This is a genomic window from Paucibacter sp. M5-1, assembly GCF_027498415.2.
Taxonomy (GTDB): domain Bacteria; phylum Pseudomonadota; class Gammaproteobacteria; order Burkholderiales; family Burkholderiaceae_C; genus Roseateles_E.
Genome location: NZ_JAPZLM020000001.1, coordinates 170,438 through 183,871, shown reverse-complemented (window position 1 = coordinate 183,871; position 13,434 = coordinate 170,438). Strand labels below are relative to the sequence as shown.

Genomic DNA, 13,434 nt, shown 5'->3' with positions numbered 1-13,434 from the left:
GGACGCCGACATGAACAACACCCCGATGTCCCGCTCCTGCCGCGTGCTCGCGCGCCTGCTGGACTACCCGCAGGCCGAGATGCGCTCGGCCCTGCCCGAGTTGCATGCGGTGCTACGCGACGAAGCGGCGCTGAGCGCCGAGCGCCTGCAGGAACTGAAGGCGCTGATGAGCACGTTGCAGCAAGGCGATGCCTATGCCGTCGAGGGCCGCTATGTCGACAGCTTCGACCGCGGCCGCGCCACCAGCCTGCATATGTTCGAGCATGTGCATGGCGACTCACGCGACCGTGGGCCGGCCCTGGTCGACCTGGCACAAACCTATGAAGCGGGCGGCATGTTCTTCGATGCCAGCGAACTACCCGACTACCTGCCGGTGGTGCTGGAGTTCGCCTCGACCCAGCCGCCGGCCACCGCCCGCGCCTTTCTCGGCGAGATGGCCCATATCCTGAACACCATCCACAGCGGCCTGATCAAGCACGAGAACCCCTACGCGGCCGCGATCGGCGCGGTGCTGGAGCTGGCCGGCGAGACGCCGCAGGCGGTGCAGATCACGGCCGACGAAGCGCTCGACGAGGCCTGGGTCGAGCCACCCGCCTTCGATGGTTGCAGCAGCAAGGGCCAGAGCCGCCCCGGCACGCCGCAGCCCATCCATATCGTCAAGAAGACCACCATGAACCCAGGAGTGCGTCCATGAACTCGCTCGACTTTGCACTATTCGGCCTCTACCCCTATATCTGCCTGGCCGTCTTCCTGCTCGGCAGCCTCTTGCGCTTCGACCGCGACCAGTACAGCTGGAAGAGCGATTCCTCGCAGCTGCTGCGCACCGGCTCGCTTCGCTGGGGCAGCAATCTCTTCCATGTCGGCATCCTGGTGCTGTTCTTCGGCCACACCGTCGGCATGCTGACGCCGCACTTCCTCTACGAGCCCTTGATGAGCGCCGGCGCCAAGCAGCTGATGGCAATGATCGTCGGCGGCGTCGCCGGCCTGCTCGGCTTCATCGGCCTGAGTCTGCTGCTGCACCGCCGCCTGACGGATGCGCGCATCCGCCGCAACAGCAAGCCCAGCGACATCGCGCTGCTGGCCCTGCTGTGGCTGCAGCTGCTGCTGGGCCTGGCCACGATCCCGCTGTCGGCCCAGCACCTGGACGGCGGCATGATGATGGCGCTGGCCGAATGGGCGCAGCGCATCGTCACCTTCCGCGGTGGCGCTGTCGAGCTGCTGGCCGGGGCCTCCTGGGTCTTCAAGCTGCATATGTTCCTGGGCATGACGGTGTTCCTGGTCTTCCCCTTCACCCGCCTGGTTCATGTCTGGAGCGGTTTCGGCACGCTGGCCTATTTGATCCGCCCCTATCAGATGGTGCGCAGCCGCCGCCTCAATCTGCCGCCGGGCCACAAGCAGCAGCACTGAGCACAGGAGAAAAAGATGAGCACACAGCAACAAGGATGTGGGAGCGGCAGTTGCGGCTGCGGTGGCGGCAAGAACACAGGATCCACCGCCACCACGTCGCCGACCGCGATGATCAACGGCGTGCCCCTGCACGCCGACGCCGAACTCGTCGCGCAGGAAGACCTGCGCCAGCGGGCCTATAGCGAGCTGCTGCGCCAGGCCGCGCAGCGCGCCGGCCTGCTGGCCGTGGGCGATGTGCCGGCACTGGACGGCCTGCTCAGCGAGGCCGCATCGGCGGCGATCGAGCAGTTGCTGGAGCGCGAGCTGCGCCTGCCCGAGCCCGACGAGGCCGCCTGCCGGCGCTTCTTCGAGGCCCATGTCGCGCGCTTCGCGATCGGTGAGCGGGTCCATGCGCGGCACATCCTGTTCGCCGTCACCGAAGGCATGGACATTGCCGCGTTGCGCCAGCGCGCGGAGGGGCTGCTGGTCTCGCTGCGCTGTGTCGATGCCGAGGCCTTCGCGCAGGCGGCCGCCGAGTTCTCGAACTGCCCCAGCGGCGCCGAGGGCGGCGAGCTGGGCTGGCTGACGCGCGACGATTGCGCGCCCGAGTTCGGCGCCGCCCTGTTCGCGCAGGACGAGGCCAGCGCGCATATCGGTGTGCTGCCGCGCCTGGTCAGCACCCGCTTCGGCTTCCATATCGTGCGGGTCGAGGCCCGCGAGCCGGGCCTGCGCCAGGGTTTCGAGGCCGTGCAGGCCGCAATTGCCCAGACCCTGCGCCAGCAGGCCTATGTGACAGCCCTGCGCCAGTACCTGAACCTGCTGGCCGGTGCGGCCCGCATCGACGGCCTGGCCCTCGAGGGCGCCGACTCGCCCTTGCTGCAGTAGCCACCGACCATGCCCGACGACCTGCTGTCGCGGCTGCGGCGTTTCAATACCGACTTCTTCCCGCAGTACCAGGCCCGCTTCAAGGACCTGGTCGAGCAGGGCCAGCATCCGAGCACCCTGTTCATCGGCTGCTCGGATTCGCGCCTGGTGCCCCATATGCTGACCGGCTCGGGGCCGGGCGAGCTCTTCCTGGTGCGCAATGTCGGCGCCTTCGTGCCGCCCTATGACGGCTCCCAGGGGCTCCATGGCACGGCCGCCGCCATCGAGTACGCCGTGCTGGCCCTGAACGTGCAGCACATCATCGTCTGCGGCCACAGCCATTGCGGCGGCATCCGCGCGCTCTACGGCGAGGTGCCGGCCGAGGCGCCCAATCTGCGCGCCTGGCTGGAGCTGGGTCGCGAGGCCGTCTTGCCGGTGCAGCTGTCCGACGAGGCGCTGCGCCGCACCGAGGAACGCTCGGTTGTGCTGCAGCTGGAGCGGCTGATGGACTACCCGATGGTGCGCGCCCGGGTCGAGCGCCGCGAGCTGGCTCTGCATGGCTGGCACTATGTGATCGAGGCCGGCGAGGTCCATGTGTTCGACGTCAATGCCGGCGGCTTCGTGCCGGCCTCGCGCGCGCTGCACAGCGGCACCGGCCCCTATGCTGACGCCGAACAGGGCGCATTCTTCAATGAGATCGATCCGGCCTGGGCACCGCAGCGCAGCGAGCGCTGATCAGCCTCCATGCCGATGGACGGCGCGGCGCGCATCCAGCCGCGCCAGCAACTGCGGCGTGATCTGCGCCATGGTCAGCAGCGCTCCGCCCTGCTCGGCCGCAAAGCGCTGTGCGCTGGCGCGGTCGACAAAGGCCGGCAGATTGCCGGCACGCATCGGCCCCAGTGCGGCCGAGCCCTGCACATAGATGGCATCGCGAGCCAGCAGCCAGCCCCCGCCCTGGCTGGACCGCACATAGCTGCCGGCGATCTCGCCGGCACGACGGCCGCGGGTGTAGCGGCCCACATCCTGCAGATAGATCAGCAGGCTCAGCGGCGAGTCGAAGAACTGGGTGTCGCCGTTGTCGAAGACCACCTGGGCCGCCCAGTCTGGCGCGCGAGCGGGGAACATGCCGCAGACCGGGCAGCGCGCCTCGGCCGGCACCGATCGCGGCGCCAGCAGCGCCAGGCCCGAACGAGGGTCGTGCGGCGTCGGCGGCGCAACCACGCAGACCTCGGCAACGGGCTCCAGCGCCGGCCGGGGCGCTGAACCGCCCTGATTGCCCAGCAGCAATGACAGGCTCAGCAAGGCCAGCGGCCTACGAACTCGGTGTCCCGGCATCGGCTCTACATGCGGCTGTCGTGCAGCGCGCCGCCACTGAGGTCCACCATCTCAGGCCTGACCTCGGCATAGGCCAGCACCTTGCCGCCGTGGGCGGCGGCGAAGGCCTGTGCGTCGGAGGGCTTGAGAAAGCTCGCCGCCGTCGGGCCCATCGAGCCATGCCGCCGGCTGCCCAGCACATAGAAGCCGCTGCGGGCGTCGAACCAATGGCCGCGCGGCTGCTCCCAGTCGGCCAGTGCCATATCCTGCACATAGACCACGCGGATGGCCCTCGCCTGCTCGGGTCGCAGCAGGGTATTGAACATTTCCACCGTGTCGCAGTACCAGCTGGGCTGGGCCTGGCCGGCGAAATGGATCTGAGCCTTGGGTCCGGGATAGTCCGCCAGCAGCATGCCGTCCAGGTCGCAGGTGCTGCCGGCTTCGATCTCCAACGCAATGGCGCTGCCATCGCGCTTTTCGCCGCAACCGGCCAGCCAGGAGAGGCCGGCCACTGCGGCCAGCATCAGATGTCGTCGATTGATGGTCATGGTTTGAATCTCCAGCTTGCCAAGGCCAGCGGCGCAGCAATCCAGGCCAGCATCGCCCCGCCCATCAGCCAGGGATTGGCCAAGGCGGGCGGCACGATGCTGGCGAGGCCGTAAAGACTGCGTACCTGGTCCAGCGAAAACACATTGAGGATGCGGAACACATCGGTGGGGTTCAGCAGCAGTACATAGGCCAGGGCCTGGCCGCCCCACTCGCCGCCGCTGGCCACCAGCAGGCCCAGAATCAGCAGGTCGAACACCAGCACGAAGCCGAACCACAGCGCGATCGCCAGACCCGAGGCCTTGCTGCGCTCGCGCGCCAGCACCGACAGCAGCAGCGCCAGGCTCAGGAAGGCCAGGCCCAGCAGCACCGAGCTGAGCATGAAGCCCAGGTACTGGTACAAGCCGGCCCAGCCGAACTGGCGCCATAGCAGCCCCGCGACCAGGGCGAAGCCCGCCAGGGTCGACAGGGTCAGCGCCGCGGCCAGACCCAGATACTTGCCCAGCAGCAGCTCCAGCCGCGTGATCGGCAAGGCCAGCAGCAGGTCCAGCGAGCCGCGCTCGCGCTCGCCGACGATGGCATCGAAGCCCAGCAGCAGTGCGATCAACGGGATCAGATAGATCACCAGGCTGACCAGGCTGGCGATCACGAATTCGATCGAGCGGGGCCCCAGCTGACCCTGGGCCGCAGCGCCGAAATAGCTGATCACCAGCGAGAACACCGCGAACACCAGCGCCACGGCCAGCACCCAGCGGTTGCGCATGCGGTCGCGGAACTCCTTGGCCGCCAGCGCCATGACCTGGCGCCCTTCGATATCGGGCAGGAAACTCATGCGGCAGCCCTCAGCTCGAAGAACAGATCCTCCAGCGAGGGCTCGCGGATCTGCAGGTCCAGCACCCGGCCCGCCAGCAGGGCCAGCGCCGCCATCTTGTGCGCCCGCGGGCATTGCAGCTCCAGCGCGCCCGTTCCGTCGCTCTTGCCACTCAGCCGCAAGGCCGGCATCGCCTGCAGCGACACCCGCAATGCCGGCAGGCTCGGTGGGTCGATGCGCAGGCTGATCGTCAGCGGCAGATCCTGCTGCTCGCGCAAGGCCTGCACACTGCCCAGCGCCTGGATGCGGCCGTTGGCCATGATGGCCAGTCGGTCCACCCGTTGCTGCAGCTCGGCCAGGATGTGGGAGGTGATCAGCACCGTGACGCCCTGGGCGCGCAATTCCTGCAGCGCGGCATAGAAATCGCGGATCGCCGACGGATCCAGACCATTGCTCGGCTCATCGAGGAACAGCACCTGCGGCCGGCCCAGCAGGGCCTGGGCGAAACCCAGGCGCTGGCGCATGCCCTTGGAGTAGTCGCGCACCGGCTTGGCGCCACTGCTGCCCAGGCCCACGCGATCCAGCAGCGCCGGGCAGCTGGCTGCCTCCGCGCCCTTGAGCCGGGCGAAGAAGCGCAGCGTCTCGAGGCCGCTGAGGTTGTCGTAGAGCACCAGGTTCTCGGGCAGGTAGCCGATCTGGCGGCGCGCCGCGCGGAAGTCGGGGCCGCTGACCGCGGCTCCGGCCACCGTGATTGCGCCGGCGCTGACCGGGATCAGGCCCAGCATCATCTTGAACAAGGTGCTCTTGCCGGCGCCGTTGTGGCCGATCAGGCCGAACAGCTCGCCGCGCTGCACCTGCAGATCGACGCTGTCGACGGCGGTGACCGCGCCAAAGCGCTTGCTGACACCACGCAGCGCGATCGCCGGGTTCGTCGGTTCTGATCTCGGGCGATCAAGGGCCAGGGTAATGCTTGTCACGCCAGGCACTCCAGTCTTTGTGTTGGGGATGCATGCGCGGCGCGGCGTCGACGACGCTGGGCACGCGCAGCACGGGGAATTGCCGCCCGACCAGGCGCAGGGCCTGCACGGCCGGGCTGGCCAGCAGCAGCTTGATGCCGGGGTGGCGCCAGCTGAGCCGGTCCACCATGTCATTGGCCTCGTAGGGAATGTCGCCAGCGCCATCGCCGTCCCGGTCCCAACCGAGGTAGTTGCTCCAGTGGTTGCCCTGGCCGGCTTCGTCCGGTTCTGCTGACCGGGCGCCCCAGGCCTCGTCGCGCGCGCCGACATAGCGCACCTGTTCCCGGTTGGCGATGAAGTCGTTGCCCTGAACCTGGTTGCGGGTCGAGCCGGCGGCCAGATGAACACCGACGCGGTTGTCGACCACCAGATTGCCACGCAGGGTCGCGTATTCGACGTCGTAGATGAAGAAGCCGCGATTGTTGCCAGCGACGATATTGCGCTCGACCACCGAGTCCTGCAGGGTGCGCAGCATGATGCCGTGGTCGGAGTTGCCCCAGGTGCGGTTGTTGCGCACGATCTGGTCGCGCACTTCCATCAGCGCCAGGCCACCGCGGTTGTAGTAGCTGTCGTTGTCCTCCCACAGATTGAAGTAGGAGTTCATGTAGTGGCTGCCGTAGCGGCTGTGGTGCAGCTTGTTGCCGCGGAAGATCGCGTGATGCGAGACGTCGACATAGAGCGCGTCGCGCACGAAGCCGATGTTGTTGCCGATGATGCGGGCGCCACGGGTGTTGTAGAGCTGCACGCCGTTGCCGCGCTGCGCGGAGTTGTACTCGCGCTTGCCGGTGATCACATTGGCCTCGATGCGCACATCGTTGGCCTTCTCGATCCACAGGCCGAACAGGTTGTAGCTCAGGTCGCAGCGCAACACCACGGCGCGGTGCGCGCCGGGGCGGATGTAGATGCCGGCGTTCTGGGCCTTCAGGCTGTCGCCCGAGTCGCGCACGATCAGACTCTCGATCCACACATCGGGCGCCGTGATGCGCAAGGTGTCGCCCTGCTGCGCGCCGCTGAGCGTCGGCCGCCGCGCGGGATTGCTGCCGCGCAGGGTCAGCGGCTTGTCGATGACGAAGTTGCCGACATGGCGGGCGGGCTCGATCTCCAGCACATCGCCGGCCGCTGCGCCATCGATCGCCTGCTGCAGCGAGTCCACCGGACGCACGCGCAGCGTCGCCGCCTGGGCACAGCCCAGGGCCAGCATCAGCAGCAGGGTCAGGAATTGCCTCATGGCAGCAGCAGGCCCAGGGCCTTCAGACTGAGGAACAGGGCGGCGCCGATCAGCAGGTTCTTGAAGCCCACATAGCTCAGCATGTCCATCCACGAGGCGCGCCGGTAGTGGGCCTGCCACCAGGGGCCGTCCTTCACATAACGCTTGCCCGACAGGCGTATCAGCACCTCGTAGACGCTCCAGCCGAACCACCAGGCGATGACTGCACTTGGCGACAGCCGCCCGCTGCCGGCCAGCAGCCAGACCAGGCTGGCTGCCAGCGCCAGCGAGACGCCGGCGATCTGCAGGCCGCGTTGCGCGCGCCAGCCCTCGGCGCTCCAGGGCCACAGATGATCGGCCAGCTCCAGCCAGAGCCAGCGCAGCCCGCGCGCGTCGGCCTTGTGCGGCGGCCGGACCGCCTCGGTGGGCATGCGCGGGTCGGGGCCGTTCGCGACCTTGGCGGGCATGGCTGGCGCCGGATGGATGGGAATGAAGTAGCCGTTGCGGCCGATCGGCGTGATCTCCAGCCCGTCGCGCTCGCGGCGCTTGCGCTCCTTGGCCAGCGGCGGGCAGCCCTTGACATCGGTGTACAGCACCATGCAGTCCAGGCAGTGCAGGCACTCGCGGTGGTCGATACGGCCGTCCGCGTCGATGGCCAGCGAGCCGCAGCCGACCGCGCAGGCCTTGCAGCTGTTGCAGTCCTGCTTGCGCTTCAGGCCGAACCAGCGGAAGGTGCTGGGCATCGCCAGCGCCGCGCCCAGCGGGCAGATGTATTTGCAGTAGGGCCGCTCGATGAACAGCGAAATCCCCAGCAGCGCGCAGACGAACAGGCCATAGGGCCAGGCCCGGTTCGTGATGCCGACCAGAAAAGTGGTCTTGAAGGGCTCGACCTCGGCCAGCCTCTCGGCCAGGCCCATCGAGAACATCGACACCGCCAGCAGGCCGAAGAAGAGCGCGTACTTGAGCCACTTCAGCCGCTCATGCCAGACCCGCGGCAGATGACCCTGCCAGCGCTTCAGGCCGAGCAGGCCGCCGAGCTTGTACAGCGCTTCCGACAGCGAACCGAAGGGGCATAGCCAGCCGCAGAACAGTCCGCGCCCGAACAGGAACACGGTCAGGATGATGAAGATCCAGAACAGGAAGATGAAGGGGTCGGACAGGAACAGCGACCAGGTCCACTGGAACAGCAAGGCATGGAACCAGGTCAGCACCTGGGTGATGGAGGGCTGGGCCATGGCGCCGAAGCCGACGAAGCCGATGCTCAGGGCCCAGGCGCTGTACTTGAAGGCATTGACCGGCCATTTGTTCTTGTGGGTGGCGCGGCGCGTCAGCGTCTCCCGGAAGGCATAGACCACGGCCACCGCGATCAGCAGCGCGGCGAACAGGCCGATCTCGACGGCGCGCGACTTCCACACCTGGACCCAGGGTGCGGCCGCCTCCTCGATGGCCGGGCGGCCGCCGTCGAGCAACTCGTCGGCCAGCCACAAAGGCGTGTCGAAACTGGTGAAGCTGCGCGCGCCGGTGGCGCGGTCGATGCGGTTGCCCAGCAGCGACAGTTTCCATGGGTAGGCGGCCGAGAACGCCGACGAGCGGATCACGAAGATGGCCGACTCGGTGTAGGCCGGCGCGCCGGCAGCGGCGATGCCGTAGAGGTTCAGGTAGTCGAGATCGCGGAAGGTGAAGGAGTCCGCCCCCTGCTTGACCTGCACCCGGTCGTAGAGGCCCCCACGCACAAAGCCCGACCCCTTGAAGGACTCGGCGCCGGCCGTGCGGATGATGAAGACGGCATGCTCGCCGGCCTTCAATTGAGCGCGGAGATTGTCATAGCCCTGCGCGCCGAGCAGGCTGCGTGCGATATCGGGATGGTTCAGGTCACCGAACCACAGCTCGATAAAGGGTTCATCGGACTTGTCCAAGCCCAGCTGCTCGGGCCGCACCTGCAGGCGCTTGACACTGCCCTGCTTGACCAGCTCGGCCCAGCCGGCGTCCGGCCTGGCTGGCGCATAGCGGGCCGGTTCGCGCCGCGTCGGCGCCAGGATGCCGACCTGGCGCGCCACTGCGGCACCAGAGGCCATCATCACCTGGTTCTGCGCGATCACCGTGACGGTGGCGCCCGAGATCGCGTCCAGTCCCAGCACGCCCTCGTCCGGGCGCGACTGGCCGATCTCCAGCTTGTCGGCCACCGACTTGCCCAGGTACTGCTCATTGAACTTCAAGAGCGCCGATTCGGGAATGCCCAGCAGCAGGATGGGCTCGGAATGCTTTAGCACCTTGACGCCGACGAAGCGGCCGCGCGTGTCCATGCCGATCAGCGTCACGACGGGCTTGCCCGAGTAGGCCGGTGTGTCGGTGATGTCGGTCGACAGCATCACATAGCCCAGCAGCTTGCCGTGCTTCCCACCGCCCTCGCCGGCGCCATAGGCTTCAACATAGGGCGGCGATCCGAGCCGCTCGGAGAACGCGATCGCACCGGGAAACACCTCAGCGCAAGGCAGCAGCGCGCACAGATCGCGCGCCGTCGCCAGCTCGGTCGGCAGCTGGGCCTCGTAGGCGCCGGCGGCGACGGCCGGTGCGCTCGGCAACAGCAGAAAAAATGCGGCCAGGGCGGCCGCACAAACTTGTCTGAGGAACTGCATGGTTTTATCGGTCTTCCCAAGCCCCGGCGCGCGTTCGAGACGCGCCGGGGCTTCGCTCAGGCTCAGGCCTCGACGATCATGCGGCTGCGCATCTCGAGGTGCAGGGCGTGGCAGAAGTGGGTGCAGTAGCACCAGAACACGCCGGGCTTGTCGGCCACGAAGGTGACGGACGCCGTCTCCAGCGGGTTGACGATGAAGTTGACGTTGTACTTGGGGATGGCGAAGCCGTGCGTCAGATCCTCGATCTTGTCCAGATTGGTCAGGATCAGGGTCACCTCATCCCCCCTCTTGAGCTTGAACTCGCGCAGACTGAAGGCCGGCGCCTGCGAGGTCATCTTGATCGTGACCTTCTTGCCGTTGCGGAACACGCCCGACTCTTTCGGGTCCTTGATGGCCAGCGGGAAATCATCGAGCGCATAGACCTGCTTCGGGCGCAGCAGCTCGCGCTTGAAGATGATGAAGTCATGCGGCTCGCCGCGCACCGGATGGTCGGCCAGCAAGACCATCTTCTCGCCCGAAATGTCGATCAGCTGCTCGTTCTCCGGATGCAGCGGACCGACCGGCAGGAAGCGGTCCTTGGAGAACTTGCAGCCCACCGCCAGATACTTGCCGTCGGCCGCGATCGTCTCGGACTGCGAGGCGTTGACATGGCCGGGCTGGTACTGCACATCGATGCGGTCGACCACATACTTCGCGCTCTTGTCGCCCTTGTGGAAGGCGATCGCCTTCTCGACATTCCACTTCACAACCTGGCTGTCGAGGAACAGGGTCGTGTAGGCATTGCCGCGCCCATCAAAGGCGGTGTGCAGCGGGCCCAGGCCCAGCTCGACCTCGGCCACGATGGCGTCATCGAGTTTCTCGAGCTTGCCGTCGAACCAGTCCAGCACCTTGGCCAGCTCGATCACGGTGCCGGTCGGTGAGAGCTTGCCGGCGCAGATGAAATACTTCTGGTCCGGGCTGGCATTGACGCCGTGCGGGTTCTTCGGCACCGAGACATAGGCGGTCAGCGCGCTCTTGGCGTCCTTGTTGGCGGCCAGCGTGCCGTCGACAACCGGCACCTTGGAGTCGCCATAGGTCTTGAACTTGCCGGCCTTGACGGCCGCCTCGATGCGGGCGACGTTGAAGAACAGGCAGGCATCGCGCTCGGAGGACATCATGTCCTCGTACTTGGCGCCCATCTCGGTGTTGTACTGATTGGTAGCCGCCAGCTTGCCGTCGTAGGAAGTCGCGGTCAGGTCGCAGTTGCCGTCGATCAACACCTGCCAGCGCACTTCCATCGACTCGGCATCGACACAGCTGAACAGCGAGTGGTACTTGCCCGTGTCCTCGCTGCCGCTGTTGGGCAATGGGATCGAGAACTCGGCGCCGCAGAACACCCGGGTCGTGTAGTTGATCGCCGGATCGACCGGATCGCGCTTGTCCGGGAAGATGCCGTGGAAGCCCTGCACATTGGGCAGCTCGGTGATCTTGTCGCAGACGAAATGATCAAGCCGAATGCGCGCAATGCGGCTGTTGATCTTGTCGTTGATCCAGGCATAGCGCCCGTCGTAGTTGCCGTCCTTGTAGGAGGCATGGGTGTGATGGGTGTCCGCCACCGTGTACTTGAGGCTGCCGTCGGCCTTGGTGCCCATCACCTGTTTCGATTCATTGGTCACGCCCCAGCCGACCAGTGCGTCCGGCACGAAGCAGGGAATCCGCGTGATCTCGCGACCCGAAGGCAGGCCCAGCACCCGCATATCGCCGGTATGGCCGCCGCTCCACAGGCCGTAGTAAGTGTCGAGCTCGCCGGGTTTCAGATGCACCGCACCGGCAGCGCCATGGCCGGCATCACCGGCCGGTGCGCTGCCGGCCGGCGGCGTGGCTGTGCCGGTGGCCTTGTCGGTACAGGCGGCGATGCCGGCCAGGCCGGCCAGCGCGGCCGTGTTGATGAACCGGCGGCGGCCGAGACCGGCCGCTGCGGCCGCATGGGAGGCGTTTTGTTTGGTCATTGCAAGTCCTCTGGAAATGGTCGGCCAGCGCTGCCGACCGGGCCTGTAAGTGTTTGGGCAGACGGATGTTCGTCGGCCCCGCCCGGCGCCTAACTGATCCAGATCAATCATTTTCATAAAGGGCAAAATTTATGCACCTTAAATAATTACTCATTCCTAGAATCCGGGCCATGCACACAAGGAGCATCTGATGAGCAAGAAAAACCTGACCATGGCGCTGGCGACGGCCTTCTTCATGATGGGCTGCGGCCAGCAGGACGCGCCGGCACCGAGCGCCGCAGCGGCGCCGGCCGTGACCGCAGCGCCCGCCCCCGTCGCGGACAACGCCCTGGGCAAGAGCATTTACGGCAAGACCTGCGCGATGTGCCACGCCGCCGGCGTGGCCGGCGCGCCCAAGCCGGGCGACAAGGCCGATTGGGGCCCGCGCATCGCCCAAGGGCAGGCGGTTCTCGACAAGCACGCGCTGGAGGGCTTCACCGGGGCCAAGGGCATGATGCCGGCGCGTGGTGGCGCCGCCGCGCTGAGCGACGACGAGGTCAAGGCCGCCGTCCAGTTCATGGTGGCGCAGTCGCAGTGAGAGCCTGCTGATGTCACCCCTTCCACCAGAGCCTTCCAGCCCGGACGCCGGGCGCCGGCGCCTGCTCGGCGCCCTTCCCTTGCTGGCCACGGCCGCCTGGCTGCGTCCGGCGCTGGCCGACCCGCGCGTGGTCCAGCAGTCGCGCGTGCTGATGGGCACGAGGGTAGAGATCACCGTTGAAGGCCGCAACGCCGCCAGCAGCGGCGCGGCGCTGGCCGCCGCCTGGGCCGAGATGGCACGCCAGGCCGACCTGATGAGCCGCTACCGGGCCGACAACGCCGTGCGCGCGCTGCAGCTCGCCGCCGGGCTCCAGCCGGTGGTCGTTGCGCCCGAATTGATGCAGGTGCTGAAAACGGCGCGGCAGGTTTCCGAATACAGCAACGGTGCCTTTGATATTACCGTTGGCGCATTTTCAGGATGGGGTTTTGATCCAGCACAAACAGTTATTCCAAGCGCGGATGAAATACGTCGCCAATTGAGTCTGGTGAATTATCGGGACGTGCTTATCGATGAATCGGGCAGCCGCGCTTATCTGCGTCGACGTGGTATGCGGATCGATCTGGGCGGCATTGCCAAGCTGCCGATTCTCGAGGCCGGTCTGCGGGTGCTGCAAAGCCGGGGGCTGGCGGGCGCCATGATCAACGGCGGTGGCGATGTGCTGGTCAGTGGGCAACTGCAAGGGCGCGACTGGCGCATCGGTCTGCTCGATCCGCGTGCGCCGCGGGCGCCGCAAGGACTTTTGGGCCTGATTGCGCTGAGCGACGGTGTCGTCGCCGCCTCGGGCGACTACGAGCGTTGTTTCGTCCGTGATGGTCGGCGCTACCACCACATCCTCGACCCGCGCAGCGGCCAGCCCAGCAGCGGTGTCCGTGGTGTGGCCCTGGTGGCGCGCCGCGTCGCCGATCTGAACGGCCTGGGCACAGCGCTGATGGTGGGGGGGCTGGCGGCGAGAACACGATTGCTGGCCGGGCGCCCGCAGGTCGACGCGCTGATCGTGGCAAGCAACGCCGCGCCCCCCTGGATGTCGGCCGGGATGGCGAGGCGGCTGCAGGTTTGATGCCGCGCAAACGAAAACCCTGACCGGCTTGC

General features: G+C 67.2%; 13 protein-coding genes. 6 read left to right on the top strand and 7 right to left on the bottom strand.

Annotation, left to right across the window (positions count from 1 at the left end):
• Positions 1–10: 10 nt before the first annotated feature.
• Genes narJ through O5M90_RS00895 form a run of 4 tightly spaced genes read left to right on the top strand, consistent with a single transcriptional unit; the run spans position 11 to position 2,985 of the window.
• Positions 11–694, top strand: coding sequence for a nitrate reductase molybdenum cofactor assembly chaperone (narJ, locus tag O5M90_RS00910; RefSeq protein WP_269841786.1), 684 nt, complete (start codon positions 11–13; stop codon positions 692–694).
• Positions 691–1,407 (top strand): respiratory nitrate reductase subunit gamma, encoded by a 717-nt coding sequence (gene narI / locus O5M90_RS00905; RefSeq protein ID WP_137943195.1) that lies wholly within the window; start codon positions 691–693, stop codon positions 1,405–1,407. Before narJ ends, narI begins: the two co-directional genes overlap by 4 nt.
• Positions 1,408–1,422: 15 nt before the next feature.
• Positions 1,423–2,271, top strand: coding sequence for a peptidylprolyl isomerase (locus O5M90_RS00900; protein ID WP_137943196.1), 849 nt, complete (start codon positions 1,423–1,425; stop codon positions 2,269–2,271).
• 9 nt (positions 2,272–2,280) lie between these two features.
• Complete coding sequence (locus tag O5M90_RS00895) at positions 2,281–2,985, top strand: carbonic anhydrase (RefSeq protein ID WP_262973471.1); 705 nt, start codon at positions 2,281–2,283, stop codon at positions 2,983–2,985.
• Here the strand turns inward: O5M90_RS00895 and O5M90_RS00890 are convergent, their stop codons facing one another.
• The 7 genes from O5M90_RS00890 to nosZ form a co-directional block, all read right to left on the bottom strand.
• Positions 2,986–3,585: a nitrous oxide reductase accessory protein NosL gene (locus tag O5M90_RS00890; protein ID WP_440401775.1), complete on the bottom strand. Its 600-nt coding sequence runs from the start codon at positions 3,583–3,585 to the stop codon at positions 2,986–2,988.
• 5 nt (positions 3,586–3,590) lie between these two features.
• A complete protein-coding gene (locus tag O5M90_RS00885; protein ID WP_269841787.1) occupies positions 3,591–4,112 on the bottom strand; it encodes a nitrous oxide reductase accessory protein NosL in 522 nt (173 codons plus the stop codon).
• A complete protein-coding gene (locus O5M90_RS00880) occupies positions 4,109–4,942 on the bottom strand; it encodes an ABC transporter permease (RefSeq protein WP_269841788.1) in 834 nt (277 codons plus the stop codon). Before O5M90_RS00880 ends, O5M90_RS00885 begins: the two co-directional genes overlap by 4 nt.
• Positions 4,939–5,883 carry an ABC transporter ATP-binding protein gene (locus O5M90_RS00875; protein WP_440402504.1) on the bottom strand — a complete coding sequence of 315 codons (945 nt, stop codon included), beginning with the start codon at positions 5,881–5,883 and terminating at the stop codon, positions 4,939–4,941. The genes O5M90_RS00880 and O5M90_RS00875 overlap by 4 nt, the downstream gene beginning before the upstream one ends.
• The gene (locus tag O5M90_RS00870) at positions 5,873–7,165 is read right to left on the bottom strand and encodes a nitrous oxide reductase family maturation protein NosD (protein ID WP_262973476.1); all 1,293 of its coding nucleotides are present in this window, start codon (positions 7,163–7,165) and stop codon (positions 5,873–5,875) included. Before O5M90_RS00870 ends, O5M90_RS00875 begins: the two co-directional genes overlap by 11 nt.
• On the bottom strand, positions 7,162–9,780 hold the full coding sequence (locus tag O5M90_RS00865) for a NosR/NirI family protein (protein WP_269841789.1): 2,619 nt from the start codon (positions 9,778–9,780) through the stop codon (positions 7,162–7,164). Before O5M90_RS00865 ends, O5M90_RS00870 begins: the two co-directional genes overlap by 4 nt.
• A 62-nt stretch (positions 9,781–9,842) precedes the next feature.
• Positions 9,843–11,768 (bottom strand): TAT-dependent nitrous-oxide reductase, encoded by a 1,926-nt coding sequence (gene nosZ, locus O5M90_RS00860; protein WP_440401774.1) that lies wholly within the window; start codon positions 11,766–11,768, stop codon positions 9,843–9,845.
• A 190-nt stretch (positions 11,769–11,958) separates the two neighbouring features.
• Between nosZ and O5M90_RS00855 the strand changes: the two genes are divergently transcribed.
• Positions 11,959–12,345 (top strand): c-type cytochrome, encoded by a 387-nt coding sequence (locus tag O5M90_RS00855; protein WP_269841790.1) that lies wholly within the window; start codon positions 11,959–11,961, stop codon positions 12,343–12,345.
• Between the two features lie 10 nt (positions 12,346–12,355).
• Positions 12,356–13,402 carry an FAD:protein FMN transferase gene (locus O5M90_RS00850; RefSeq protein ID WP_440401773.1) on the top strand — a complete coding sequence of 349 codons (1,047 nt, stop codon included), beginning with the start codon at positions 12,356–12,358 and terminating at the stop codon, positions 13,400–13,402.
• Positions 13,403–13,434: the final 32 nt, after the last annotated feature.